Below are 24455 nucleotides of genomic sequence, written 5' to 3' on the forward strand. Positions count from 1 at the left end.
GTTACCGCGACCCGAGCCGCCCCCGGAAGCGCTCGAGGCCGACGTCGAGCATGTCCGGGCTCACCGTCTGGAACTCGCCGTCGTCGGGAAGGTACGGCCGAACGGAGTCCCAGCTGTCACGGGCGTAGCGCTCGTCGAGTAAGACGCGAACGCCGACGTCCTCGGGGCTGCGGATGACGCGGCCGATCGCCTGCCGGGCCTTCCGGACTGCGGGAATCGTGAGTGCGTACGTGAAGCCGTCGCCGAACTCGTCGTCGTAGGCCCGGCGAACGGCCGTGGTTCGCGGGCTCGAGGTGTTGACGATCGGCACGCCACAGACGACCGCGGCGGCGAGGCGGTCGCCGCTGTAGTCGACGCCCTCGGTCAGCGTGCCCCGGAGGCTCGTGACGAGTACCTTCCCCTCGCCCGCGAAGAACTCGTCTTTGAGCGACTGGGTCGTCTCGTCGTCGCTCGCGGCATCGAGCAGGACCGGTTTGTCGACCCGATCCTCGAGAACGCCGGCGGTCCACTCGGCTTCGGCGTAACTGGGCATCCCGACGAGGACGTTGCCGGGAAGCCGGGCGACCTTCCCGATCGCGTCGGCGTAGGATCGTCGCGTCGGATTGTCTTCGCCCGGACTCCCGCGATTGTCGTAGGTGAACTTCGGCGCGGCGACCGCGAAGCTCTCGCGGTTCTCCGCCGGGAAGTGCAGGCCGTACCGGCGCTCGACGACCGGCCGGTCCTCCTCGCGGGCGAGGTACTGGAGGCCCGTGACTTCCGTGAACGCGTCCATCGGCTCGAGGGTCGCACTCATGAGTATTCCGCCGCCGAAGTGTCCGAGGCGGTCGCCGATGGCGTCGCTCGGCACGCAGTTGTGCAACGAGAGACGCGCGTTGTAGGCCCGCCGCCACGAGTCCGCCGGCTCGGTGTCGTCCCAGGTGCGCTCGAGTTCGATCTCTCGAAAGTAGTCGGTGTGGCCGCGGCGATACCACTCCCCGAGCACGCGCCCGACGGCGGGTGCGGCGCGGGTTCGGTCCTCGTCTTCGGCCTCGTTCAGGACTCGTTCGACGATCGCGCCGACGGCCTCGGCGCGGACCCAGTCGGCGTCGCCGTAGCCCGCCTCCCTGGCCCACTCCGAGAGTTCGTCCTCGGCGGGCTCGCCCGGGTCGCGGAGCGGGATCTCCTCGTCGTGAAGGTCGGTCAGGTTCGATTGCCAGCCCCGGTAGTTCCGGTCGAGATGGGCCCTGACCCGGCGGTCGAGTTCCTCCCGGAGGTCCCGGACGAACTCGAGCGTTCGATTGAGTTCCTCGAACGAGACGTCGCTATCGGTCAGTTCTCCGCGGACGAGGTCGGCGTCGGCGGTCTTGGAACCACCTTCGGCCTGCCGTCCCTCGCGTTCGAACTTGATTGGCTGGATGACCCGCGAGAGTTCGGTTTCGGCGTCCCGGAGCGTGCTGTCGGCGATCCCGTCGCTGACGAGATCGCGCACGCGCGGCTCGAGCATGTGGGCTTCGTCGCAGACGACGAAGGTCGACTCGTCGAGTAGCGCGCCGGTAAAGGAGCCGACCGTCCGCGGATCGAAGGCGTGGTAGTAGTTCCCGATCACGACCTCGACCTCGCCGAGGGCAGCCCCCATCACGGAGTGGGGACAGGTGCCGTGTGCGACCGACCGGGCGACCAGGTCCTCGGGCGTGACCATCCCCACGTCGGTGAAGTCGTAGGGAACTGCTTCTGCGGCCGATCCGTTCTCCTCGTCGTCGGGCAGGTCCTCGAGGTACTGCGCGTAGAACGGACAGTACTCCGTTTCGGCCCCGACGGGACCACCCTCACCGTACTCGGGAAGCTCGGGCGGGTAGGGCGTGGGTTCGCCCGCGGTCTCGAGGAACGTGTTTTTCGACCCGCTGCCGCTGTCGGCCAGCCCGATCTGCTGGCTTCGGGCGCGAGCGGCCAGGTTTTTGGCCGTCGTGTCGCCGCCCTCGCCGGTGAGGTCGCGGGTGCGATCCCGCAAGGTCTCGCAGCGATCGTAGACGTTGCCGTCGTCGATCCCCGCCGCGTTCTCACGGTTGTACGGACAGACGTCGGCCTTCCCGACGAGCGTGAGTCCCGAAATCGGGTCCCAATCGGCGGGGAGGGTCTCGTTGATCGTCTCGAGGTCCGCTTCGAACTGGCGCAGTTGCTGTTTGACGCTCGTGAGCACGAGCACGCGTTCGTAGTCAGTGTCGGGATCGCGCACGAGGTCGATCCCCGCCGTGAGCGCGATCATCGTCTTTCCGGTGCCACAGGCACCCTCGATGACGGTGTAGCCGCCTTCCTGCCCGGTGTCGATGGCCGTCTCGATGCCGTCGACCTGAGGCTCGTAGGGCTGCTCGTGGCCGAACACTGTCCGCCAGTCCGTCATGCTGCCAGTACTCATCGTCGGTCAGTCATAGCGTTGACGGACTGGAGTGGCCCCGCCTCGAGTGATAAAGGTCGGGATCCGAGCGTCGAGACGAGTCTCTCGAGGGAGACCCGCGACGGCGCTTCGTCACGACTCGAGCCGATAGACGGTAGTGGAACGGGGACGAACGGATCTCCGTCTCTAACTGTCGTCCCCTCGATTGCTGTCGGCGTGATGCTTTACTTAGCTGAGTCCCTACGGTCACGTGTGAAAGTCCCGCACTCACTCGAGAACGTCGATCGAGACGCCGTCGTTCGCACGTTCGAATACGACACCGGCAGCGTTATCGCCGTCGATTTCGGTAACACGGCAGCCGACATTTCGGTCGACGTCGTGGGCTCGACTGCGATCATCGTGGCGGACGACGACCAGTTCGAGTTCGAATTGCCGCCCGAGGCGAGCGACGTCTCCGCTCGAAACGGCGTGCTCACGATCGAAGAGTAACGCCACGTTCGACCCGGCACCACCCACCGATTCGACTCTCAGTCGCTCGTCCTGTGGTTTGACCGTCCCGTAAGCGTTTTTGCGGTGTCCACACCGGTCTCCTGAGACGGACTGGACCGAAACGCAACGCCTTCCCGGATCCGTCGACTACCCCGACTATGAGCGATGCCATCGACGTCGACCGCTGGCGCGAGGAACTCGAGTCGAAACGCGCCGAGAAAGACGAGTTCTTCGCCGATCACCCGCAGTCGCCGATCCCGCCCGAAGAGCGCGAGGACTTCGAGGGACTCGAGTACTTCGATCCGGATCCGACCTACCGCGTGACCGCGACGGCGACGGTCCACGACGATCCCGAGGTCGTCCTGATGGACACCACCGCGGGCCGAGAGATGCGCTATCTCCGCGTCGCGACGCTGGCGTTCGAACTCGACCGCGAGGACGACGCCCTAGAAGACGGCACCTTCGAACTCGCGGCCTACCGACAGGAGAGTCCGAACGAACAGCCGCTGTTCGTCCCGTTCCGGGACAAGACGACGGGCCAGCAGAGCTACCAGGGCGGTCGGTACATGGAACTCGAACCGGAGCGGGATCTCGAGGACGGCGACGAACTCGTCGTTGACTTCAACCTGGCGTACTCCCCGTTCTGTGCCTACAGCGAGACGTTCGACTGCCCGCTCCCGCCCGAGGAGAACTGGCTCGACGTGACGATTCCGGCCGGCGAACAGCACGAGTAGGTGACCCACCCTCCTTCGCTCGAGGACGACAACCTCGCTCGTTGAGAGTGGGCCTCCGCCTCGAAAACGGTGACCGATCGCGCCCGTAGCGGTTCCCACCGGAGAGGGGTGGGTTTCGACTCGAGTCAACTGATGCTTGACGGCCTGTGCCCATCGATCTCGTACCTCGAGTGGAAACCAGGGGGTTCCGACCGGCGATTCGGCCAGCGAAACGGATCCTCCGGTGTCAGGGGGCAACGCCGACGGTAAGCAGCGTGCCGAACTCGCGGTAGCGCTCGACCATCTCCTCGCGGCTGTCCCAGTCGTCGGTCGGGAACTCCGCTTCGCTGGGGATGGTGATCTCGCGGTCGGGGATGGTGTCCTGTTCGGCGACGGACAGCCCCGCTTCGCGGAAGGCCTCGCGATACTGCTGGCGGTCCCAGCGGGTCATCTCGACGGTGATGAACTCCTGCCACTCGTGGGAGTGGACGTTCTCCTCGTAGTAGTTGACCGCACAGTAGACGGTTCCGCCGGGTCGGAGGATCCGTGCGATTTCCTCGAGCGTGTGGTGGGGATCCGCCGCGTAGTAGAACGCCTCCATCGACCAGACGTGATCGATCGAGTCGTCGGCAAAGGGGAGGTCGTCGAAGTCCCCGACGACGTAGCCGACGGCCTCGTCGTCGGTGTACCCCGCTGCGTTGCGGGCCATCTCGGGTGACCCATCGAGACCATACACCCGGCCGGCGGCTTTCGTGTCACGAAGCGCGCGCCCGGCGTAACCGCTGCCACAACCGAGATCGAGAACGGTGTCGCCGGCTTCGACCGGCATCCGCGCGAGGGCGTGCTTTGCGGTGTGCCAGTGGCGGTCCTCCATACCCTTGTCGCGGCCGCTCGTCGCCCAGTCGTCGAACTCCTCGCGTACGCTCATATGACGGATTGTGGGGTCCGCGGGCCTAAACGCGTTCGCATCCACACAGTCGTCGGGTTCGATTCGCGGACTGGTATTCAGAGATGCCACGCCACACTGCCACGCAGTGGTGTCCAGGGCCGACGTCGAGCGTAACGCGCGTATCGCGAGCCGATCCCACGAGCCGAACTCCTCGTTTCGGGGACGCTCCTCGGGGGATGCCCACCGTTCTCACGGAACCGAGAACCACCGACAGTTTCTTTAGGCTTGCCTAAATCATTGGGAGTGAAGGGTCGTCGGTGACCGAAATCCGTGGGCATCCGGATTTCGTTCGACGCTCGGTGAGTCGTACTGTCCCACCCTCGCCAGTTTGCCAGACCCTTCCTTCCGTTCCGGAACTAATTCCCCGACAGGAGAGACATCCGCACGCTTAAGGGAGTGCCGAAAGTTGTTCACGCCACTATGGAGTATGCGCTTGAAATAGACGGCACACCGGAGACGGTACCGGGTGGGACCGGCGTCCTCCTCTTGCATCCGAGCACCGGCGAAACCGACCGCATCGACACCGATTTCCTCAAGATCGACACCGACAACTTCCTCGTCGTCTCGACCCGAACCACCGCCCGTGAAGTCAGGCAGAAACTCGAGTACTACGACGTCGACGAAGAGCGTGCCGAAATTCTGGATACGCTGAGCATCGAACGCGGCTACTCCCGGCGCTCTTCCGACACCGTCCACTACGTCGCCGCCCCCGACGACGTCGACGGTATCGTCGACCACATCGACGGCTTCCTCGCCGACCACGACGGCAAACTCCGCATCAGCTTCGACTCCGTCACCGAACTCGCCTACTACGCCGGCGACGAGCAGGCCCTCGAGGCCGTCGAACGGATCCTCGAGTTGCTCGTAGAACACGACGCCGTCGGTCTCTTTCATCTCTCGGAGGAACCCCACGACGAAGCGCTCGTCGACGAGTTCCGTGCCCTGTTCGACGGGATCATCGACCTCGACGAGGACGGCAGCGTCGACGCCGAGTTCTGAGCGCCACCATGACGTCGTGGGTTCCCACGAAGAGCGCCACGAGAGGTCCCGACAGGGTACCGGAACGGTTCGAAACAGCGGTACCGGTCCAACGGACCTGCCCAGAGCACCGCTACCGCTCCTCCCCAGATACCCAGAGCACCTACCGGAAACCCACAGAAGCGCATACTGAACGACCGTCTGCGGTGGCGCGTGCTGACCGACAGTGAGCCACGGGGAGGCCCGAACGACGTGAGGGCCGACGGAAGCGAGCGGTGACCGGAGGGAACCGCGAGACGATGGCGAACTGTCGGTCGAACGCACGCGAGGGATGAGTGAGCGACGAGCGGGGGTGAACGACGTGAACCCCTCGAGTCGCGAACGAATCGGTTGGGGAGGGCGTGGAACTTCACCGGTGCCAGCCAGAGCAGGACGCCCGCCGTGTTACTTCCCGCTGTGCACGGCACACGGACATCGACTCAACAGACGGACACCGACTCAATAGACGGACATCGACGGATGCCAACCCAACAGACGGGATTCGAGGCCGCCAAAACACGACGACACGACGCCGCGGAGACTCGAGCCGAACCGATGGGGCGACATCGCTACTCCTCGAGCGAGTCGAACGTCTTCTGGGCCCACTGGACCGCGTACTCCGGTCCGTGGTCCAGATACGCCTCGGTATCGAGCGCCGCGAAGGGAGCCGGGAGTTCGACCGCGTGCTTGATCGCCGCACACGCCAGCTCCGTCGCGTCCGCGAAGTCCGTCTCGCCGCGCGCGACCGCACGCGGGAGCCCCGACACGCGGTCCTCGAGTCGCGTCCCCGCGTCCTGCCAGGCGTCGGCGAGTTCCGGATGCTCGTCGTGCCAGTCCGCGAAGACATCGCGCGTCTGGAGCCCGACCCACCCGTCGTACAGCGCCGCCGCGACCTGGTACGTCCCGTTCGGGTCGAGCGCGACCGCGCGATCGAGGTCACGATACGTCTCCTCGAAAAAGCCGATGAACTGTTCGGGCACCTCGAGGTCGACCTGAACGAGCGCTTCGGCGATCAGGAAGTCGACGAACGACTCCGGTGAGCCCTCGACCCGCGGTTTGACGAGTACGATCGGCGGCTCGGTCTGACGGGTCCAGACGACGCTGCCGTCCCCCGGCATCCCGATGGTGAAATCCGAGCTCGCATACCGGGCCAGGAGGGTCGGCGCGTCGTCGGGCAGCCAGGCGTCGGGGTAGCTCGCCGGCTCGAGTGCATCGACGAGCAAGCCGAGGTCCTCGGCCTGTGCGGGGGCCAACGTCTCGAAATCCCGCTCGCAGTCGAGAACCTGCACGTCGGGCGTGCGGGTCTCGCGGACGGCCTCGACCCGGTCCGAAAGCGCTCGAGCCCGAAACATCAGGCGCCGAGGGCTCCCTGGAAGACGAGCAGGATCGATAGCAACGCCGATACGGCGACCGTGGCGAGAACGACCTTGGTTGCGGTACTCATATTCGTGGGGTGGTGTCGGCGTCGCTTAAATCCACCTGTCTCTGCTCGCACTCGGTCGGTTCCACTCGCTCTCCGACGTGGAAACCGCGGTTTCCAGACTGAGTCGGGAGTACGACCACCCTCGGGAGACGGTACCCCATCGTTTCTCGTCGACACCGTGATACCCGAGCGGTAGCCGATAGCAATGATCGACCGCTCGGCCGATCGGTCGGCTCACCGGGACCAGACGATGATTTCGCGTGGAACGGAGACTGTCTCGAGGAGAACGGGAAGTTCAGGGGAGCCGCAGCGTGCAGTCGAAACGATCCGGTGGTATGGAGAGCGGAGATGGGATGCCCGATCGTGATCGCGTCCGGCTATCGTCGAGGTTACTCGTCGCCGTCGTCGCCGTGCCAGGAATCCGGGACGTCGATGACGTACCGGCCGTCTTCTTGCAGCGAGATGATGTACTCGTCGCGGTTGTAGAGTTCCATCAAATTGAGTTCGTACTGTCCCGGCCTGACGATCTTGATGCTCTCGAACTGTTCGTTGAGTTCCGCACGCAGTTCTTCGATCGACGGTCGCTGACCGCTGGGTTCGCTGACGACGCGACCGTGCTCCGGCGGCTGGTCGGTATCGTCCCTCCCGTCGGCGTCGTCGCTACCGTCGGCATCGCCGGCGTGAGATGGCAGATCGTCCGTAGGAACGACATCGCTGCGGGCGTCCGCTTGTGCCGAGTTCTCGTCGGTCGCCATCGTCGCGGTCGTCTCACGATCGGACCGCGTCGACCACTCTGCTTCCGCTCGGTCGTCGCTCCCGTCGAATTCCGCTCGGTCGTCGGCCTCGGTCTCACTCGAGGAGTCATTGGCCGTCTCCTCCGAAGAACCAGCTCGATCGGCAGGTCGGCGTGCCGTCTCGGGCCACTCGTCGAACCCTCCCTCCGGCGTCGTGCTCGAGTCGTCGGAACCCGGAGAGGATTCAGCGGACACCCAGTCGCGAACCGTCTCCGCGGCACGCGTCGTGACGCTGTCCGACTCCGAAGCGGGAGCCTCCGCTGGCGGGCTCGCAGTATCGCCCGCTCCCGAGTCCGCGGATCCGGTGGACGATTCGGCTGCGGCCGTCGGCGGCGCGAACTGGAACTTGTTCCCGCCACAGTCGGGACACCCCGACAGCATCTCCTTGGAGCCGTCGGCGAACGTTCGGCCGCAGTTCGTACACTGATGTGGCATTAGTTACGGGACACGAGCGCGCTGATGAGCGTTTCGTCCTTGTGGAGCGTCTCGATCTGATTGGCAGGACCGATCACCGTCAGCTTCGCTTCCCCCGCGTCGCTTCCCATGATACGGCCAAGCAGGGACGAATCCCTGGTCTCGGACTTGGGATAGGTCTCGATCTCGATCCCGTTGAACTCGTCGGGGCTGATTTCGGCCATCGTGACCTCGATGAGCCGGCTTTCCTCGTCGGGCGTCAGACCTTCCTCCAGGATGACGATGTTGCCGTCGTGGACGCCGTCGAGGATCATCCTGATCTTCTCCATCGTTGCCATTCCGTCCATGCGCTCGCCGCTGATCAGGTCGATCTGTACGCCGTCGGGTGCGTCCGAGTCGTCCGCGTTGGTTGCTTTTGGCATCGTGGTCACCCGAAGTACTCCGCGATGTTGTCGTACACTTCGTCCATGTTCTCGCCTTCCTTCGCCGAGAGGGGGACGGTCTTGTGCTGTGGGAAGGCGTCCTCGATCCGCTTGACGCTCGACTCCTTGAGGTCGATCTTGTTCGCGAAGATCAAAACGGGGAGCTCGCGGGATTCGATGATGCCGATCAGCATGGTGTTGACCTGCGTAATCGGATCCTCCGCGCTATCCAGAACGTAGATGACGCCGTCGACGTCTTCTCGGAGCCAGTGCATCGCCTCGGCGACCCCCTCGGTCGCTTCGCGGGAACGGCGAATGGCGTCCTCTTTGTCCATCTCGTCGGTGAATTCTTCGTAGTCGACTTTCGTCGTCACGCCGGGCGTGTCGACGATGTCGATCGTCACCGTCTTTCCGTTCCGTTCGATCTCGACGTCTTCCTTCCTGCGTGCACGACGCGTTTCGTGGGGGACGTGACTCTCCGCACCCACTGCATCACCGGTCCAGTCACGAGCAATACGGTTTGCGAGCGTCGTCTTGCCAGCATTGGGCGGACCGTAGATACCGATTCGTTTGGGCTCCTGTTCCGAAAACAGGCGATCCGTAGCCCGAGAGATACTATCTTTGAGTTCTGTGAACAGTCCCATCTATTGGGCCCTCCAGCACCGCGGGGTGCATCTGCGCGTACTACAAACTGTACCCACTTAAGCCTACGTCAGACGTATAGAATATTCGACGACACCGAATTAGTATCGACGGTAACTGTCCTCGAATCTGTAAGACGGATCGGAGCGTCAGAGGCGAAACGATAGCTGGTTGCGAACGGGTGTCAGGATACTATGCATCCTACACCAGAGAGTGCTATGCATCGTATGCCAGAGTGTGCCAGAAGACCGCACACCACGATAGATAATATCGTACTAGTATAGAACGGCTGTCCGTGTTCCGAGACCCCCACCCCTTCGTTTCAAGTGGAGAGTGACGAGGGAGTGGGTGAGGAAATGGGATGAACGGTCCCGATCGAGGGGAGTCCAGCCCCGTGTTTCGACTCGAGTCGGGTTTCAGGGTGATTTCGGCGGCGAATTCACCGATAGCGATCGCTCTAGTAATATAGGAACGAGTCTAGCAACCTAGGCAGCCAAGAGAAGCAGTTCTAGCAGGAACTAGTAAATACAAACAATACCCTAGTAAAGTAATTCGGTCTGCTAGTTCTGCGGATACTGTTTCCTCGCCATAGACATAAAACTTCCCGTCCAAAAATGCCATCGAACCCCCACCCACCTCTGTGACTCGTTCCACCTGAAACGAAGGGGTGGGGGGCCACTCCCGATATCCCACGATCCATCAAACGCACTCTCACTCGCTGACCCGAACTGACTGTAACTTCTCCCGACGGCGGACCTTACGCGATCCCGAGTCTATAGCGGAGTGAAGTTCTGTATCGGATCGATATTAAAACGAGGTCGAAAACCGCGCGTCTACGCTCCCACCGCGCTCATTCCGTTCCGATCCGTCGATTCTCCCTCTACCTTCCGGTGGAGATCAATCGTGAATTCCCATCGCCTCGATCTGTTCCTGATACCGGTTCCGAATGGTGACTTCCGTCACCTGTGCGACATCAGATACCTCTCGCTGGGTCTTCTTTTCGTTACAGAGCAACGAGGCTGCGTAGATCGCGGCGGCGGCGTAGCCGGTCGGCGACTTCCCGGAGAGCAGTCCTTTCTCGGTCGTCGTATCGATGATCTCGTTTGCTTTCACCTGGACTTCCTCGGAGAGCTCGAGTTCCGAGCAAAAGCGGGGCACGTACTTCTTGGGGTTGACTGGCTCCATCTCGAGGTTGAGTTCCTGGGCGACGTAGCGATAGGTGCGGCCGATCTCCTTGCGCTCGACCCGTGAGACCGCGGCGACTTCCTCGAGCGATCGGGGAATACCTTCCATGCGACAGGCAGCGTAGAGCGTACTGGTCGCGACGCCCTCGATCGAGCGGCCGCGGATGAGGTCTTCGTCGAGTGCGCGCCGGTAGATGACGCAGGCGACTTCGCGGACGGATCGCGGGATCGCCAGCGAGGAGGCCATCCGGTCGGTCTCGGAGAGGGCGAACTGGAGGTTCCGCTCGCCGGCGTCTTTGGTTCGGATTCGTTCCTGCCACTTTCGCAGGCGGCGCATCTGGTTGCGTTTGTCCGAGGAGATCGACCGACCGTAGGCGTCCTGGTTCTTCCAGTCGATCGACGTCGTTAGCCCCTTGTCGTGCATCGTCTGGGTCGTCGGCGCGCCGACGCGGGACTTGTTCTGGCGTTCGGAGTGGTTGAACGCACGCCACTCGGGCCCGTGGTCGATGTTTGCCTGTTCGACGATGAGTCCACACTGATCGCAAACGAGTTCGCCCTGATCTTCGCTTTTGACGAGCGTCCCGCTCTCACACTCGTCACACACCCGTTCACGCTCCGACTCCTGTGTTTTGGTTGTCGTTTCAGGATCGCGTTCGCGCTGACGGGTGGGGCTTGCCATTTCATGTTGATAACGATGTTCCAAGGACTTAAGGACTCGCCACCGAAGACACGCGCCCGGATCGATCGCTCGGATCCCATATTCCGGCTTCCCGGCCGACAAAGACGATCTCGAGGGGAAACGACGGTCTCGAGGAGGACCGAATCCTACTGGGACGGGTTTCGAACGTCCCGGACGAGTTCAAACGTACCCGAAGAGCGTTCCGACCAGTACGAGCACCCACATGACCGTGCCGACGAGCAGCATATCGTTGAATTTCGACCGCCGAGTGGCTCGTTTGGCAGCGCCGGCGGCGATCAGGCCGAGTGCAACGACGACGAGCATCCGTTGGAGGACGACATCGACCGGGAGCGCGTTGACGCCGAGCAGGCTGTAGTCGAGCCAGATCGCGACTGCGAGCGAGCCGGCGGCGACGACGGCGGCGTCGAGTCGTCGCGTGAGCCCGCGTGCGAGCAGATAGGTTGCGACCGGAATTCCGATCCCGATCACTGGGTACAACAGCGCGGCGATCTGGTGTGGCGTCAGAAACCCGGCCTGGCGCTCGAGGGCGAGCCCACCCATTCGAACGCCGAGATACAGCGCCAGGATCGTAAAGACGAGGAGGACGTGGCCGGCCTCGAGACGGGCGTAGGCGGCGACCAGCCGGCGGCGATCGACGTCGGTCAGGTGGTCGTCGATCGCGGTGGCTGTCCCTTGGGCGACGCGTTCGCTCGTGGACTCGCCGGTCCCGGCGGGACCGCTGGCGTGGCGTCTGCGGGTTCGGACCCCGACTATCGTCGGAACGACCAGCAGCCCGGCGAGTTCGACGACGGTCGCCCAGCCGTCGGCGTCGGCGGAGTTTCTGTTGTCGAGATACATTCGGTGGACGTTCTCTTGGACGTCGACTCGCGGGTGTTCCATGAAGTCGTTCTCGACTTTCGTCTGGGCGTCCTGTGAGCCGTGGACGCGGTGACGGAGCGTAAACCAGTCGAAGTGTTCCGAGTGCGTCTGCATGATGACCCAGTCGTCGTCCTCGTTGGGGCTCTCGTAGAGTCGAATGTGGTATCGTTGTCCGTAGTAGTCGCCGTCCTCGAGTTGGCGGGTTTCGGTCGTCCAGTAGCCACTCTCGTTCGGCCCAGGGTCGACGTACGCATAGCGAGTGCCACCGTCGGCCTGCCCCCAGTCGAGATTCGGGGCAGGACCCAGCGGTTCGGCCGGCGGCGCGTCGTCGGTGGCGTTCGTCGACGAGTTGTTCGGCGCTGGTTCGGTGCCGTTTTCGTCGATCGCTTCAATTTCGCCGTCGCCGGTCGGATCGGTTTCGTTATCGGATTCGTTCCCGCTAGTCGGCTCGGTTTCGTTGTCTGATTCGTTCCCGCCGGTAAGCGAGTAGGTATCCGGGAGCGCTTCTTCCTCCGATTCGTTGATTTCGGACCAGTCGCCGTCGTTGGCGTTGGTCAGGACGCGCTCGACGTCGTCGGTGTCGCCGCGGACGACGACGTTGATCGGACTCGTCCGCTTGAACCCTTCCCGCGCGCTGAGATACTGCCAGAAACTGCTTTCGGAGTCCTCGAGCGAGACGAGTTCCGGCGTCGGCTTCGCCTCGGTCTGGGTCGTCGTGGCGGGTGCGGTCTGGTCGGCTGACAGCGACACCAGCAGCGACGGTCCTCCGACGAGCAAGAACGCGAGAACGAGCAAAACGACCGTGATTACGATCGAGCGGCGCATCTATCCATAGCTAGCGACAGGGAATACATCAAACTATCTGCCCGAGACGATATGTTTCCCTCCGAGAGGGACGATTTCGACCGAGCACATCGTCGTCCCTGTCGTTTCGAGGGGGGCGGCTATTCAAACGCCGGGTCCGACGGTGGTGACGGGAACGGGGGCCTCGCGGACGACCCGCTGGGAGACGCTTCCGACGACGTTGCGTTCGTACTCGTCACCGCTGGTTCCCATGACGATCAGATCCGTCCCGTTGGTCGCGGCGTAATCGACGATACACTCGGCGGGGTGGCCGGTTTCGACGGCGGTCACTGTCTCGACGCCGTGATCGGTAGCGCGCGTCGCCGCCTCGTCGACCGCCTCGCGAGCGGTGGTCTCGAGGTCCTCGCGGACGCGCTCGATGCGGTCGTCGTCGAGCACGAGAAACGCGCGGTCGTCGACGACCGAAAGGACGTGCAGGGTTGCGTTTCTGGTGGCCGCGACGTCGATCGCGTGGTCCGCGACGGTCGCCGCGTGCTCACTGCCGTCCGTCGGAAAGAGGATCGTCTCGTACATCGCTGTCTACGTAGACCACTCGCCCGGACGGAAAAAGGGGTTTCCTTCCGTTCCCCTGGCTGGGAACATCGCGTCGAACCGCGTCTCGGGTCCACGTCGGGCCCACCACGGCGGCTGTGGTCCGGTTCGTCCTGCCCTCGAGGCCCCACCGGTTCGAGCCGACGCCGTCAACGTGTGGGCCCCAGCCGTCTCGACGTGTGTCACCTAGACGCCTGGAATGCCGAGTGCGTCGGGCGTCACGAACCCGACGACGGCGAAGGCGTAGACGATCGCGACCGCGACGATCCAGGCGATGAAGCCGATCGCGACCGCCGATCCCCAGCCACCGGGATAGCGCCAGTTGATGACCCCGACCCAGATGATCAACATCAACAGGACGCCCAGAATGGGAACCCACCCGACGAAGAAACTCGTAATCGCCCAGGCGACCGCGCCGATCAGCGCGGTCACCGCCGCGTTCACGACGCTCGCATCCCGGTCTAACACCAGCCGCGCGCCTGCGAGAATACCGATCGTTCCCACGAGCAGGCTCAGGACGAAGATCAGGACGGAGTCGGCGGCAGCCATGTTAGGGTTTCCAGCTCAGTTCGATCTCGACCGTCTCACGGTTCCCCCGGAGCATCGACGAGCGTTCGACGACCTCGACGGATACGTCGACGTTCTGGGGCGGGTCGAGCGACACGTTCTTGTTCCCGACCGGCACGGTGACTGCCTCCTCGCTTTGCCCGAACTCCGTCGCGAGTTCCTGGAGGTAGGCGGCGAGTTCGTCTCGAGGGAGCGTCTCGTCGGCTGTCGTCCGTTGCGCCATGCGGGGATATCGAACAGCTGCCCGCAAAAGTATGGGCTGCAAACGTGTTCCTAACACGTTGTTACTGCCGGAACCGCTGTTGTAACGGACGACTGATTCCCCAGCTAGGTCACTGCCTCGCGGGACCGGTCGCTAGAACAGGTTGGCTTGCTGATATACGGAGATCCCGTCGGCCGTGATCTCGTACGGTTTCTTTTCTCGAGAGTGGTTGGCGTCGCGGATCTTCTGAATCTCGATCGCCATCCGGGTTTCCCGGAAGTCGTCCGGCCGGACGTACTGGAGGACGAAGACGGCATCCGTGAGATACTCGACGATGCCGTATCGGGAGGCGTAAGGCGTCTCCTCGGATGCCTCGCTCGTCAACAACGCGGTGACGCCTGCCTCCTTCAAGCTCCGGGAAAAATCGTATATTTCGTTGCGACGTTTCGCTCGATCCTCGTACATCATCTCGAGCAAAGAAACCGAGTCGAGGACGAGCCGCGAGGCGTCGAACTCCTCGACGAGCGTGGGGAGTTCGTTCCGGATCGAGGCCAGACTGTTGGCCATCTCGATCGGATCGACGTCGACGACGGCGAGTTGGCCGTCGGCGACGTACTCGTCGAACGCGTATCCCTTTTCGGTTGCGCTGTTGATGACTCGATCGCGGCTTTCCTCGAGCGTGATGAAGACCGCTCGCTCGCCCTGCTCGAGTCCGTGGGTGAGAAACTGGAGGCCGAACGTGGTCTTGCCGGTTCCGGCGCTGCCCATCGTAACGATGAGCGACCGCTCGGGAACGCCACCCTGGATCATCCGATCGAGCCCCTCGATGCCGAGTTCGAGTCGCGAGAGTTCGGAGTCGATCTCCTCGTCGAAGTCGGGTTCGTCGCTCCCCCCCAACACGAAATCGAGATCGTCGAACCCCTCGGGACCGCTGGTAGCGGCCCCATCGGCCGCAGCGTCGGTCATCGGGGCGTCGACGTCCTGGAGGGCGTCGCCGAACTCCTCCTCGAACAGGGGGTCATCGTCGTCGGTCGCCTCCGCCACGTCCCCCTCCCGTGTCGAGTTCGACTCGGTGTCAGCGTCGTGCTTGCCGGCGTCGTCGCCCGCCGAACCGTCGCTAGCGGTGGGTTCGGCTTCGGGTGTCGGCGGCGTTCGCTCCTCGTCCGTCTCCTCGTCGTCGAGTGCCCGTTCGAACCAGTCGTCGGTGTCGTCACTCACGGCGACCACCCGGCGTGGGTCCGGTCTTGGGCGAGCGTCGCTGGCGGATCCGACTGCTGGTGACGACAGCGACGTGACGGGGGGTACTCGAGTAGACGGTGGCCATAGGTGACACTGCGACGGAATCGTCGCGGGAGTTCACGTATCCGAAGTCGTTCCAACCGGATTAACTTTGTTGCTGTCGGCGGGACAAGCGTGGCTTTTTCATCACGGGGCGGGTATCCGCCGACGATGGACGTTGCCGTCGGAATCGTCGCCCAGCGTGAGAACGAACGTGCACAGACACTCGCCGGGAGCCTCGTGGAGACCCTCGAGCGCGAGGGGTCGAACGTCGTCGTCGACGAAGCGACCGGCGAGGCACTCGAGGCGACGGCCGTCCCGGTCGCCGCGATGGCGGGTCGTGACCTCGTCGTGAGCATCGGCGGTGATGGAACGCTGTTGTTCACGGCCCGCGAGGTGGGTTCGACGCCGCTTCTCGGGATCAACCTCGGCGAAGTCGGCTTCCTCAACGCCGTCGCGCCCGCGGATGCGGTCGACGTCGTCACTGCTCTCGTGACCGAACTCGAGGAAACGGGGACCGTCGCGGGCCGCGAACTGACGCGGCTCCGGGCGACCGGAGTCGGCGAGGACTGGACGCTCGAGCCCGCCCTCAACGAGGTCGTCGTCCACGGGCCCCGCCGGGGGAACGGCGGTGGCGCGACCGTCGACATCCGCGTCGACGGCCAGCAGTACGCCGAGAGCCACGCCGACGGCGTGCTCGTGGCCACGCCGACGGGCTCGACCGCCTACAACTTGAGCGAGGGGGGGCCACTCCTCCACCCGACTGCGGAGACCCTCGTGGTCACGCAAATGGCCGCGACCGAGTCGATGCCGCCGCTGGTCGTCGAACCGGACACCGAACTCACCCTCACCGTCTCCGACACCGACACCGCGTACGTGATCAGTGACGGCCGCAACCGACAGCGCCTCGAGCCCCCGTCGACGGTATCGGTCTCCCTCGCCGCCGAATCCGTCAGGCTCGTCGGCCCACGGGGGAATTTCTTCGACGCGCTCGACAAACTGGAGTAGTTACTGGTCGCCTTCCACGAGTCGCTCGAGGTGTTCCGGCGGCACCGCGCCGCGGGCGACGTGCCCGTCCGAGAGGAAGGTCGGAACGCCGGTGATGCCCGTCTGCTGGGCCTGGGCGAATCGATCCTCGAGTTCGGCCCGGCGGCTCTCGTCTGCGATCGCCTCGCGAATCTCGTCGGCCGGTAGGTCGACGTCGTCGGCGAGGTCGGCGAGTACTTCGACGTCGCCGATGTCGCGTCCGTCCTGCCACAGCGCCGTGTAGATCGCCTCGTCGAACGCCTCCCAGCGGTCGGGATACGCTCCGTTGACGTACCACGAGGCGACCTGCGCGTCGAACGAATCGATATCGGTCGCGATGTCCAGCGTCATCTCGACGCCGTACTCCTCCTGTAGCCGACGGACGTTCTGTTTGGCCTGCTCGTAGTAGCCCTCGTCCTTCCCGTCGTCGGCGTCGTGATCGATGGAGCCGTCCGGGTTTCGCTTCCCGCGTCGCAGGTCGAAGGGATGCCACTCGACGGCGAGTGGCTCGTCGCGACCGTCGCGGTACTGCTCGAGCGAGCGCGTCCCCAGATAACAGAACGGACAGACGTAGTCCGCGTAGATCGTTAGTCGATCCCCGGTCTCCGGCGTCGATCCGGTATCGGCGTCAGCCATGGATTCGGTAGGTGTCCGTTACGGAAAAGTCGCCGGTCACCGGCAGTCGAGCGACGGCCAGCCGAGACGAGGCACGGACGCGGCTCGAGGAGTCGCTCTCCGGGCGGTCAGCTCTCGGTTCCGGTCGCTACCCGGCTCGCACTGTCGGCATTCGACTTCGTCACGTCCGGCAGGTTCGGATCTCGGTAGGGGTTGTGACCGTACGCGGGCAGCTCGTCGTCGAGTTGGGATTTGAGGACCCGGCGCAGGCGATTCAGGCTGGTCGTATCCAGCCCGTATTCGGCCGCGAGCCGCTTGAACGACTCTTCGTCGGTAATGTCGTGGGCCCGGTACTGTGTGAACAGGTCCTCCATCCGGTCGGCGGACAGTTCCTGCGCGTCGATCTCGTCGAGCCCGAAGTACTGCTGTCGGTCGACGTCGACGACGTGACGGATCACGACCAGTGCGACCTTGGGAATCGCCCGCTGGCTCCCGAACTCGGTGAGGTCGATCTCGTCCATGACGCCGAGCGCGAGATCGCGCTGCCAGGGCGTCACCTCGAGGGCGTTACATAGCGCCTGCGTGGTTCGCAGCCGGTCGAGACGGTGGGCGCGCTCGCTGTAGCCCGGCGTCGCCGCGTGCTGTTCGTCGTGGAGGCGGCGCACGCTCTCGGAGAGGTCACCCTCGGGCGACTCCGCGCGGCCGATGACCGTCGCGCTCGGCGTGACGACGCCCCACCGGCGGACCGTCGAATCGCGCTGGACGTCCGCCCGCGAGAGCGACCCGGACCCCGGACGGGTCTCGAGGCGGCGCTCGTCGTCGGGGGCGACGCCGTCTGCAGCCCCAACGGGTCGCTCGGAATCGGGACTCGGGTCGGCACCGTCGTCTTGCATCGTCTGTCGCTCGGAGAGGGAGAGTAAAAAAGGCTCGCTCCGCGCAATACCCTTGGAAACCGGACACACAACGTTTCTAACAGGAACGTGTGCAAAGGAGATCTCGCACGTGACTGGCGCTGTCGCTCCGGTATCGGCGACGTTCTACTTCGTGACCGGGACCGTCCGTCCGCGAAAAGCCCTTCGTAGCTTCACCTTGTGACCAGAGGTACTTAAACGACGGTCGCTCGAAGGACGACCAGCCATCGAGCAGTGTCGGACTGCCGACAGCCCGGGCTGTGGTGAATCGAATCTCCCGCAAAACCGGGGGCGTCTCTCCCGTCGTAGCCTGACCTTGTGACGAGAGATACTTAAATGGACCCGCGGATCGACGACCGAAGTCGCTACTGGACGGCTGCGAGTAACTCGTCGAGATACTGGTCCAGCCGTTCGGTCTCGGGGCCGGCTCTCGCGTGTATTTCGGGGTCGATCGGGGTCGGTGGGTGAGCGAACTCGCGGCCGACGGCGTCGCCGATCGGGACTCCGCCCTCACCCCTTCGTTTCCGCTCGAGCAGCTCGCGAGCGCGTTCGATCCGCTCGGGGTCGAAGACTGTCGGTGCCTGCTCGTCCAGGAACCGCTCGAACTCGAGGGCCGGCAACTCGTGGTCACCACGCTCGCCGGTTTCTTCGAGGTAGTACGCGGACATCGCCGCTCGATAGATCGTCAGATTTCGCTTCACCGTGGGTTTCGTTTGCGTCTCGGTAAACCGCTCGTCGTCGGCCGGGACGGTCATCGTTCCGTTGTCGGTTTCGACGACGAACGCCTCGTCGTCGGCGTCGACGATCGGGAAGAGTTCGTCGTCGGTGCGGACCAGATGCTGTGAGATGTACTTGCGATAGTTGCTCGTCGCGATGCCACGCCACGTGTGATACAGGTCGATCGGGTTGTAGGTCCGCTCGAGGTAGTCGGCGAGGTCGGTGAGGTCGTACGCGCGTCGATACCGGATCGGGCTCCGCAGCAGGTCGATCGCGCTCTCGTTCGACTCGGAAAGCAGTCGGACGAACGTCCGTCCGTCCCAGCCCTGATATTCGAACTCGCTTCGGTCCTCGACGATCGTTTCGGGGGGACCCTCGAGATGGGCGTATCGGCGCAGATCGGTCGGCGCGTAGACGAAGCCGACATCGTAGTCGCTGTCGGGGCTCGCCCCGCCCCAGGCGTGGCTCCCGCGGGCGACCGCGACGGCGACCGCGACGTCGTACGTACGTTCGATCGCCCGCAGGTGGTCGTCGACCGTTTCGTGGATGCGTGGGAGAACAGTGGCCATGGCTGTGGCTCGAGTGTCGAACGGAGACGAGAGAACGCCGGCGTGCCAAATGCCCTTCGTAGCTTCACCTTGTGACGGGAGACACTTAAAGAACGATCCGGACGGCGCTGTTACGTGAGTTCACAGTTGTCGCCCCGGCGAGTGGGCTACCCCGCGACCTCACTCCCGAAGCCACGTCGAACCGTCATGGCGTGTGCGTAATCGGCTTTCGAGAGCACACCGACGAGTTCCCCGTTCTCCTCGACCAGTGCGTTCGCGTTCCCCGACTGGTTCAGAACGGCCAGCGTCTCGAAGGCGTCGGCGGTCGACTCGATGCGGGACACAGCCTCCATCACGTCCTCGATGCGGGTCGTCCCGCGGTCGTTGCCGCGAGCCGTGCGGAGGTCCGCGAGCGTGACGACACCGATGACCGCCCCGGCATCGTCCGTCACCAGATGGATCGACCGACGGTCGCGAAGCAGCTGGTCGCCGAACTCCTCGACCGTCGTGTCGGCCGAGACCGTCGGGGGATCCTTGGTCATGATGTCCCCGACCGTGATTCCCTCGAGCAGTTCGTCGAGGAGCACCGATCGCGATTCCGTCGTCGCGGCTCCGTAGATGAAGAAGGCGAGCAGGAGGAGGATGAGCTGGAAGGTGAAGACGCCGACGATGGCGAACAGGAACGCAAACGCGACCCCGACCCGCGCCGCGATTCGCGTTGCGGTGCCGTACGGACGGGAGCGAGCCAGGAGGGCGCGGAAGATCCGTCCGCCGTCCATCGGGAAGGCGGGAAGGAGGTTGAACCCTGCCAGTAGCAGGTTCGTGACCGCCAGATAGCCGACGACGAACCGCACCGCGTGGAGAGAGGTCGGCGCGACGAGCACGCCCGCATAGCAGACGGCGGCGATGAGGACGCTCGTGATGGGGCCGGCGATGGCGATCCAGAACTCCCGGTCCCACTCCTTCGGGAACGTTTTCAGCGACGCTATCCCGCCGAGGATCCACAGGGTGATCGAATCGATTTCGATGCCATACCGTAGTGCGGCCCACGAGTGGCCGAGTTCGTGCAGGGTAACGCTCACGAACAAGCCGACTGCTGCCGTGATACCGATGAGCCACGGCATCGCCCCGGCCCGGAGCCTGGAGAGGTCGAATCCCACACCGGTGAACCCTTCGATGAACCCGGCGTACAGTTCGATCTGCTGGCCGCTTCCGATGAGCCACGCGAGGATCGGGAGGAAGATCAGCAACGAAGTGTTGATTCGAATAGGAATCTCCCAGATCTCCGTGATAGTGTAACTTCGCACACGTCCTGCTAGGACCTCGGGGCCTTAGGTGACCTGAAAGCGATTCTTCGATGGTCCGCAGCGTTTATTCGCGCGAGATAATCACAGTCCCTCCGGAGCGGTCTGCTGCCCGTAAGAAAGCGATCGGAGCCACCGAACCGATTCACGCTGCTCGCAACCCTGTCGTGCGATCGGGTGGACAGTGACGTTCAGTGACAACCGTATTTCGCATCGACCGATCTCCGAACCGTTCGCGAGCGGGAGACAGCCGACTCTCGAGAACGAACGCATCGCGACTACCGAAGTAACGAACTAGAGAACGGCGGTCGCCCCGTCATAGCTTCACCTTGTGACGGGAACCACTTAAAGAAACGACGACCCGCTCGAGACGGCAACGGTACTATCGGGTCCGTCGAGCCAACAACTACTGGTTCCGAAAGGTTGAATCGATCGCTCCCCTGAATGCGGGCAATGAGTCATCAGTTGCCGGACGTGCAGGCGACGTCACCCGACGTCACCGTCGGCCTGAGCCAGGTCGGCGTTACCGGCGTCGACAAGCTCGTCAAGATCGCCCGCGAGGGGAAGCGGCCGATCGTTCTCACTGCCGAGTTCGAGGTCTTCGTCGATCTTCCCGGCTGGCGCAAGGGCGCGGACATGAGCCGCAACATGGAAGTAATCGACGAGATCCTGGAGGACGCCACCCGCGAGGAGGCCTACGGCGTCGAGGAGGTCTGTGGCGAGGCCGCCGAACGGCTCCTCGAGCGCCACGATTACACGTCGCGGGCGGAGGTCTCGATGGAGGCCGAGTTCATGCGGCGCGAACAGACCCCTGCCAGCGATCGCGAGACCCAACACACCGTCGACATCGTCGCGTCGGCGACGGCGACCGAGGACGGCACCCGCGAGGAGATCGGTGCACGGGTCACCGGCATGACCGTCTGTCCCTGCTCGCAGGGCATGTCGACGGCCCGCGCGAAGCAGACGCTCGAGGATCTGGGCGTCGAGGAGGAGACGATCACGGAGTTCCTCGAGGAAGTGCCACAGCCTGGCCACTCCCAGCGGGGTCACGCGACGCTGACTGTCGAAGCCAACGGCGATCCGTCCGTCGATCTGAACGACATCATCGACATCGCTCGGGACTCGATGAGTGCGCGGATCTACAACCTCGCGAAGCGGCCCGACGAGGACTACATGACCTACGACGCCCACGCCGACGCGAAGTTCGTCGAGGACTGCGTCCGTGCGCTGGCGGAAGGCGTCGTCGACGAGTTCGACCACTTAGCCGACGACGCGGTGATCACGATGAGCCAGTCCAACGACGAGTCGATCCACCAGCACAACGCCCACGCCGAGCGGATCGTCGAAATGGGGACGCTTCGCGACGAGATCAGCAACTAGAACTCGAGGGGCTCGGCCTGTTCCCAGCGCGGCACGAACTCCTCGTGGACGTTCGCGGCGAACTCCGGATCCTTCAGGTCGATCATGCCGAAGGCCTCGCCCGAGGACAGCGGGTTGGGTACCTGGATACACACCTCGACGCCGTCGATGAGGTTGAACGACCCCGTGACGTCGTCGTGCGTGCGGACGTCGAAGTCGTCGCGTTGCTGTAAGGTCTCCCGGTAGCGCCTGCCCACCTCCTCCGACATCGAGCCGACCATCTCGCGAGTCATCAACAGGTCGACCGAGACCCCGCGATCGAGCGCGTCCTCGAGTTGGGCGTTGATCTCCTCGCTGACCGCCTGCATGTCCCACTGGGGGGAGGGGTGTGAGGACACCATTACGATGTCCCGATCGGCGGCTGCCAGCCGCTCCAAGAGGAGATCGATCGTCTCCTCGGGGCCGACGGCGGCGGTCCAGAACTGTTCTTCGACCGGCTCGGCCGCGTCGAGTTCGTCGGCGAGGTCGTCGACGATCGACTCGTACTGATCGGCCTTTTCCTCGAGTTCGCGTTTCTTGTCCTCGAGCAACCGATCGAGGGCCGTCGAGGGCTCGACGGCGACGTACTTCTTCGGGCGGCTCGCGGTCTGGCTCCGGACCAGGTTGTACTGTTCGATACTGTTTAACACGTCGTAGATCCGCCCCATCGGGACGTCGCTCGCCCGGGACAACTCCTTGGCCGTTGTGGGGCCGGTGGTGAGCAACGATCGGTAGGCTCGAGCTTCGTACTCGGAAAGCCCGAGATCCCTGAGACTGGCCATGTCGAAACGCAATCCACTGAAGAAACATAAACGCTGTGGTAGTTTGGCGATGCGACGGGTTCGGCCGGTAGGGAGCCGAGCGTCAGTCGAGAACGGTCCGAACGCGTTCGCTCAACTCGGCCGGAGTTTCGGCAGGAGCTGACACGTGATCGCCCCGCTCGGCCCGCGCCGTTCCAGCCGCGAGGCCGTCGGCGTCGGGAACGACGACTTTCTCGTGGTCCGCGAGCCGAAGCGCCGCCCGATGGAGGTCCGAACCGGGGTCGGTTGCGACCCGGATCACCAGCGGACCCTCGAGCAGTCGGGAGACGGCCGTCGCGTAGCGGGCGATCTGGACCCCGAAGCGCTCGCTGGCCCCGGCGAATGCCTCGAGCGTCTCCCGTGCGAACTCGCGGTATCGATCCTCGCCGGTCAGGGCCGCCAGATCGATCAACGCGTCCGCGAACGCGACGTTCGAATCGAGCGGCCGTAGCGGCCGATCGCACAGGCCGACGCCCTCGGCGGGGCCGTCGAGGAACGAATCCTCGTCGTGGAGCCGGTCGATCGTCGTCTCCGCGACGGCCGTCGCGTCCGCGAGCGTCTCCGTCTCGAGGGTGCTCGCGGCCGTCGTCAGTGCCGCCAGCAGACGGGCCTGGTTCGTGAGGAGACACACCGCGTCGCCGTCGTGATCGAGTTCGACGTCGTCTTCGCGTGCGTGGGCGACGACGCCATCGACGAGCAAGTCCTCGCGGACGGTTGCGAGCGCCCGTTCGGCGTACCGGCGGGCGCGTTCGTTGTCGGTATACGAGTAGTACGTGAGCAGCCCCTCGATCGCGAGGGCGTTGGAGCCGGCGAAGATCCCGTCGTCGACCGGTGGCTCGGCGGCAGCGGCTCGATCCGTCGCGTCGAGACTGTGGGCGTCCGCCGCTCCGGGGGCCTGGCTGTTCGCGAACGCGTCGGCCTCGTCGTTCCACAGCGTCGTCGTCAGGAACTCGATCGTCCGATCGGCTGGCTCGCGGTACTCGTCCTTCCCAGTCAGCAGGTAGGCGTTGGCGAAGGCCCGGACGAGCGCGCCGTTGGAATCAAGCAGTTTCTCGCGCTGGAGGCCCGACCAGTCGCGATCGGTCGCGAACCGATAAAAGCCGCCGTCGTACTCGTCTAACAGGTTCGCGCCGACCGCGTCGTACGATCGCAACGCCATCTCCCGGTCGCGTTTCAACGCGAACTCGAGGGCGTCGGGCAGCGGGAACTTCGGGCTCTCCCCCCAGCCCCCGGCAGTCTCGTCGTAGGTGTCGGTGAGGTGTCCGAGCATGCCCGTTTCGATATCGGGGGCCAACTCGCCGGCTGGCGGGTTGTCCTCCCGCAGCGGCCGGGGGACGCGCGCCGCGCCGCTACCTTTGGTCTGCCACATGGTTCGGACGCTGTCGAGGACCTGTCGCATCCCGTCGGGACCGAGATAGCCCGCGCCTGTCAGCACCGAGCCATCGGGGGCGAGAAAGACCGTCGAGGGGAACCCACCCATGTTGTAGCGATCGCGAACGCGCGGATAGCGATCCACGTCGACGCGGACGGGGACGAAACTGTCGTTGACGTTGGCCGCGATCCGGGGCTCCGAATACGTCTCCTCGTCCATCTCGTGGCAGTGATCGCACCACGTCGCGGTCAGCGAGAGCAAGACGGGACGGTCGGCCGACGCCGCTTCGTCGAAGGCCGCCGCTCCCCACTCGCGCCACTCGACGCGGGTCGTATCGTCCATATCG

General features: G+C 64.3%; 24 protein-coding genes. 5 read left to right on the forward strand and 19 right to left on the reverse strand.

Going from position 1 to position 24455, the window contains the following annotated elements:
- Position 1: 1 nt before the first annotated feature.
- Positions 2 to 2377 carry an ATP-dependent DNA helicase gene (locus J0X27_RS09250; RefSeq protein ID WP_207268865.1) on the reverse strand — a complete coding sequence of 792 codons (2376 nt, stop codon included), beginning with the start codon at positions 2375 to 2377 and terminating at the stop codon, positions 2 to 4.
- 246 nt (positions 2378 to 2623) lie between these two features.
- Between J0X27_RS09250 and J0X27_RS09255 the strand changes: the two genes are divergently transcribed.
- A complete protein-coding gene (locus J0X27_RS09255; RefSeq protein WP_207268866.1) occupies positions 2624 to 2860 on the forward strand; it encodes a DUF7127 family protein in 237 nt (78 codons plus the stop codon).
- A gap of 158 nt (positions 2861 to 3018) precedes the next feature.
- Positions 3019 to 3594: a DUF1684 domain-containing protein gene (locus tag J0X27_RS09260; protein WP_207268867.1), complete on the forward strand. Its 576-nt coding sequence runs from the start codon at positions 3019 to 3021 to the stop codon at positions 3592 to 3594.
- A gap of 226 nt (positions 3595 to 3820) precedes the next feature.
- On the opposite strand, the gene J0X27_RS09265 is transcribed toward J0X27_RS09260, so the two are convergent.
- Positions 3821 to 4501 carry a class I SAM-dependent methyltransferase gene (locus J0X27_RS09265; protein ID WP_097380888.1) on the reverse strand — a complete coding sequence of 227 codons (681 nt, stop codon included), beginning with the start codon at positions 4499 to 4501 and terminating at the stop codon, positions 3821 to 3823.
- Between the two features lie 441 nt (positions 4502 to 4942).
- Here J0X27_RS09265 and J0X27_RS09270 point away from each other — a divergent pair, with 441 nt between their 5' ends.
- Complete coding sequence (locus tag J0X27_RS09270; RefSeq protein WP_207268868.1) at positions 4943 to 5521, forward strand: DUF7090 family protein; 579 nt, start codon at positions 4943 to 4945, stop codon at positions 5519 to 5521.
- 587 nt (positions 5522 to 6108) lie between these two features.
- Here J0X27_RS09270 and J0X27_RS09275 read toward each other — a convergent pair.
- The 11 genes from J0X27_RS09275 to J0X27_RS09320 all read right to left on the reverse strand — a co-directional run bounded on the left by J0X27_RS09275 (position 6109) and on the right by J0X27_RS09320 (position 15367).
- Positions 6109 to 6891, reverse strand: a complete 783-nt coding sequence (locus tag J0X27_RS09275) for a DUF7089 family protein (RefSeq protein WP_207268869.1) — start codon at positions 6889 to 6891, stop codon at positions 6109 to 6111.
- Entirely contained in the window at positions 6891 to 6983 is a 93-nt protein-coding gene (locus tag J0X27_RS18230) for a hypothetical protein (RefSeq protein ID WP_425491895.1), read from the reverse strand. The genes J0X27_RS09275 and J0X27_RS18230 overlap by 1 nt, the downstream gene beginning before the upstream one ends.
- A 368-nt stretch (positions 6984 to 7351) precedes the next feature.
- Positions 7352 to 8191: an OapC/ArvC family zinc-ribbon domain-containing protein gene (locus tag J0X27_RS09280; RefSeq protein WP_207268870.1), complete on the reverse strand. Its 840-nt coding sequence runs from the start codon at positions 8189 to 8191 to the stop codon at positions 7352 to 7354.
- On the reverse strand, positions 8191 to 8592 hold the full coding sequence (locus tag J0X27_RS09285) for a DUF2073 domain-containing protein (protein ID WP_097381683.1): 402 nt from the start codon (positions 8590 to 8592) through the stop codon (positions 8191 to 8193). The genes J0X27_RS09280 and J0X27_RS09285 overlap by 1 nt, the downstream gene beginning before the upstream one ends.
- A gap of 5 nt (positions 8593 to 8597) precedes the next feature.
- A complete protein-coding gene (locus tag J0X27_RS09290) occupies positions 8598 to 9236 on the reverse strand; it encodes an Era-like GTP-binding protein (protein ID WP_207268871.1) in 639 nt (212 codons plus the stop codon).
- Positions 9237 to 10131: 895 nt separating this feature from the next.
- The gene (locus tag J0X27_RS09295) at positions 10132 to 11097 is read right to left on the reverse strand and encodes a transcription initiation factor IIB (RefSeq protein WP_097380883.1); all 966 of its coding nucleotides are present in this window, start codon (positions 11095 to 11097) and stop codon (positions 10132 to 10134) included.
- Between the two features lie 180 nt (positions 11098 to 11277).
- Positions 11278 to 12801 (reverse strand): hypothetical protein, encoded by a 1524-nt coding sequence (locus J0X27_RS09300; RefSeq protein WP_207268872.1) that lies wholly within the window; start codon positions 12799 to 12801, stop codon positions 11278 to 11280.
- 123 nt (positions 12802 to 12924) lie between these two features.
- Positions 12925 to 13353 carry a universal stress protein gene (locus J0X27_RS09305; RefSeq protein ID WP_207268873.1) on the reverse strand — a complete coding sequence of 143 codons (429 nt, stop codon included), beginning with the start codon at positions 13351 to 13353 and terminating at the stop codon, positions 12925 to 12927.
- 204 nt (positions 13354 to 13557) lie between these two features.
- Positions 13558 to 13920: a hypothetical protein gene (locus tag J0X27_RS09310; RefSeq protein ID WP_097380880.1), complete on the reverse strand. Its 363-nt coding sequence runs from the start codon at positions 13918 to 13920 to the stop codon at positions 13558 to 13560.
- 1 nt (position 13921) lies between these two features.
- A complete protein-coding gene (locus J0X27_RS09315) occupies positions 13922 to 14161 on the reverse strand; it encodes an amphi-Trp domain-containing protein (protein ID WP_207268874.1) in 240 nt (79 codons plus the stop codon).
- 132 nt (positions 14162 to 14293) lie between these two features.
- Complete coding sequence (locus tag J0X27_RS09320; RefSeq protein WP_207268875.1) at positions 14294 to 15367, reverse strand: KaiC domain-containing protein; 1074 nt, start codon at positions 15365 to 15367, stop codon at positions 14294 to 14296.
- A gap of 222 nt (positions 15368 to 15589) precedes the next feature.
- On the opposite strand from J0X27_RS09320, the gene J0X27_RS09325 reads away from it, so the two are divergent.
- On the forward strand, positions 15590 to 16426 hold the full coding sequence (locus tag J0X27_RS09325; protein ID WP_207268876.1) for an NAD(+)/NADH kinase: 837 nt from the start codon (positions 15590 to 15592) through the stop codon (positions 16424 to 16426).
- Here J0X27_RS09325 and J0X27_RS09330 read toward each other — a convergent pair whose 3' ends face one another.
- The 4 genes from J0X27_RS09330 to J0X27_RS09345 form a co-directional block, all read right to left on the reverse strand.
- Positions 16427 to 17080: a DsbA family oxidoreductase gene (locus J0X27_RS09330; protein WP_207268877.1), complete on the reverse strand. Its 654-nt coding sequence runs from the start codon at positions 17078 to 17080 to the stop codon at positions 16427 to 16429. It abuts the gene before it with no gap.
- Between the two features lie 107 nt (positions 17081 to 17187).
- A complete protein-coding gene (locus J0X27_RS09335; RefSeq protein ID WP_207268878.1) occupies positions 17188 to 17952 on the reverse strand; it encodes a DNA-directed RNA polymerase subunit epsilon in 765 nt (254 codons plus the stop codon).
- Between the two features lie 383 nt (positions 17953 to 18335).
- Positions 18336 to 19256 (reverse strand): nucleotidyltransferase domain-containing protein, encoded by a 921-nt coding sequence (locus tag J0X27_RS09340; RefSeq protein ID WP_207268879.1) that lies wholly within the window; start codon positions 19254 to 19256, stop codon positions 18336 to 18338.
- A 146-nt stretch (positions 19257 to 19402) separates the two neighbouring features.
- Positions 19403 to 20542 carry a site-2 protease family protein gene (locus tag J0X27_RS09345; RefSeq protein ID WP_207268880.1) on the reverse strand — a complete coding sequence of 380 codons (1140 nt, stop codon included), beginning with the start codon at positions 20540 to 20542 and terminating at the stop codon, positions 19403 to 19405.
- 450 nt (positions 20543 to 20992) lie between these two features.
- On the opposite strand from J0X27_RS09345, the gene mptA reads away from it, so the two are divergent.
- Positions 20993 to 21919 carry a GTP cyclohydrolase MptA gene (gene mptA, locus J0X27_RS09350; RefSeq protein ID WP_207268881.1) on the forward strand — a complete coding sequence of 309 codons (927 nt, stop codon included), beginning with the start codon at positions 20993 to 20995 and terminating at the stop codon, positions 21917 to 21919.
- On the opposite strand, the gene J0X27_RS09355 is transcribed toward mptA, so the two are convergent.
- Positions 21916 to 22719 (reverse strand): TrmB family transcriptional regulator, encoded by an 804-nt coding sequence (locus J0X27_RS09355; protein ID WP_207268882.1) that lies wholly within the window; start codon positions 22717 to 22719, stop codon positions 21916 to 21918. The two genes, mptA and J0X27_RS09355, sit on opposite strands and share 4 nt — an antisense overlap.
- Positions 22720 to 22801: 82 nt before the next feature.
- Entirely contained in the window at positions 22802 to 24451 is a 1650-nt protein-coding gene (locus tag J0X27_RS09360; protein WP_207268883.1) for a DUF255 domain-containing protein, read from the reverse strand.
- Positions 24452 to 24455: the final 4 nt, after the last annotated feature.

Source organism: Natrinema longum (assembly GCF_017352095.1).
GTDB lineage: Archaea > Halobacteriota > Halobacteria > Halobacteriales > Natrialbaceae > Natrinema > Natrinema longum.

What these genes read in the sequence shown, in the direction of transcription:
- J0X27_RS09355 (WP_207268882.1), bottom strand. Translation starts at nt 22,719, where the DNA reads ATGGCCAGTCTCAGGGATCTCGGGCTTTCCGAGTACGAAGCTCGAGCC.
- J0X27_RS09285 (WP_097381683.1), bottom strand. Translation starts at nt 8,592, where the DNA reads ATGCCAAAAGCAACCAACGCGGACGACTCGGACGCACCCGACGGCGTA.
- J0X27_RS09265 (WP_097380888.1), bottom strand. Translation starts at nt 4,501, where the DNA reads ATGAGCGTACGCGAGGAGTTCGACGACTGGGCGACGAGCGGCCGCGAC.
- J0X27_RS18230 (WP_425491895.1), bottom strand. Translation starts at nt 6,983, where the DNA reads ATGAGTACCGCAACCAAGGTCGTTCTCGCCACGGTCGCCGTATCGGCG.
- mptA (WP_207268881.1), top strand. Translation starts at nt 20,993, where the DNA reads ATGAGTCATCAGTTGCCGGACGTGCAGGCGACGTCACCCGACGTCACC.
- J0X27_RS09275 (WP_207268869.1), bottom strand. Translation starts at nt 6,891, where the DNA reads ATGTTTCGGGCTCGAGCGCTTTCGGACCGGGTCGAGGCCGTCCGCGAG.
- J0X27_RS09300 (WP_207268872.1), bottom strand. Translation starts at nt 12,801, where the DNA reads ATGCGCCGCTCGATCGTAATCACGGTCGTTTTGCTCGTTCTCGCGTTC.
- J0X27_RS09280 (WP_207268870.1), bottom strand. Translation starts at nt 8,191, where the DNA reads ATGCCACATCAGTGTACGAACTGCGGCCGAACGTTCGCCGACGGCTCC.
- J0X27_RS09270 (WP_207268868.1), top strand. Translation starts at nt 4,943, where the DNA reads ATGGAGTATGCGCTTGAAATAGACGGCACACCGGAGACGGTACCGGGT.
- J0X27_RS09360 (WP_207268883.1), bottom strand. Translation starts at nt 24,451, where the DNA reads ATGGACGATACGACCCGCGTCGAGTGGCGCGAGTGGGGAGCGGCGGCC.
- J0X27_RS09290 (WP_207268871.1), bottom strand. Translation starts at nt 9,236, where the DNA reads ATGGGACTGTTCACAGAACTCAAAGATAGTATCTCTCGGGCTACGGAT.
- J0X27_RS09325 (WP_207268876.1), top strand. Translation starts at nt 15,590, where the DNA reads ATGGACGTTGCCGTCGGAATCGTCGCCCAGCGTGAGAACGAACGTGCA.
- J0X27_RS09315 (WP_207268874.1), bottom strand. Translation starts at nt 14,161, where the DNA reads ATGGCGCAACGGACGACAGCCGACGAGACGCTCCCTCGAGACGAACTC.
- J0X27_RS09310 (WP_097380880.1), bottom strand. Translation starts at nt 13,920, where the DNA reads ATGGCTGCCGCCGACTCCGTCCTGATCTTCGTCCTGAGCCTGCTCGTG.
- J0X27_RS09250 (WP_207268865.1), bottom strand. Translation starts at nt 2,377, where the DNA reads ATGACGGACTGGCGGACAGTGTTCGGCCACGAGCAGCCCTACGAGCCT.
- J0X27_RS09340 (WP_207268879.1), bottom strand. Translation starts at nt 19,256, where the DNA reads ATGGCCACTGTTCTCCCACGCATCCACGAAACGGTCGACGACCACCTG.
- J0X27_RS09295 (WP_097380883.1), bottom strand. Translation starts at nt 11,097, where the DNA reads ATGGCAAGCCCCACCCGTCAGCGCGAACGCGATCCTGAAACGACAACC.
- J0X27_RS09305 (WP_207268873.1), bottom strand. Translation starts at nt 13,353, where the DNA reads ATGTACGAGACGATCCTCTTTCCGACGGACGGCAGTGAGCACGCGGCG.
- J0X27_RS09335 (WP_207268878.1), bottom strand. Translation starts at nt 17,952, where the DNA reads ATGCAAGACGACGGTGCCGACCCGAGTCCCGATTCCGAGCGACCCGTT.
- J0X27_RS09330 (WP_207268877.1), bottom strand. Translation starts at nt 17,080, where the DNA reads ATGGCTGACGCCGATACCGGATCGACGCCGGAGACCGGGGATCGACTA.
- J0X27_RS09260 (WP_207268867.1), top strand. Translation starts at nt 3,019, where the DNA reads ATGAGCGATGCCATCGACGTCGACCGCTGGCGCGAGGAACTCGAGTCG.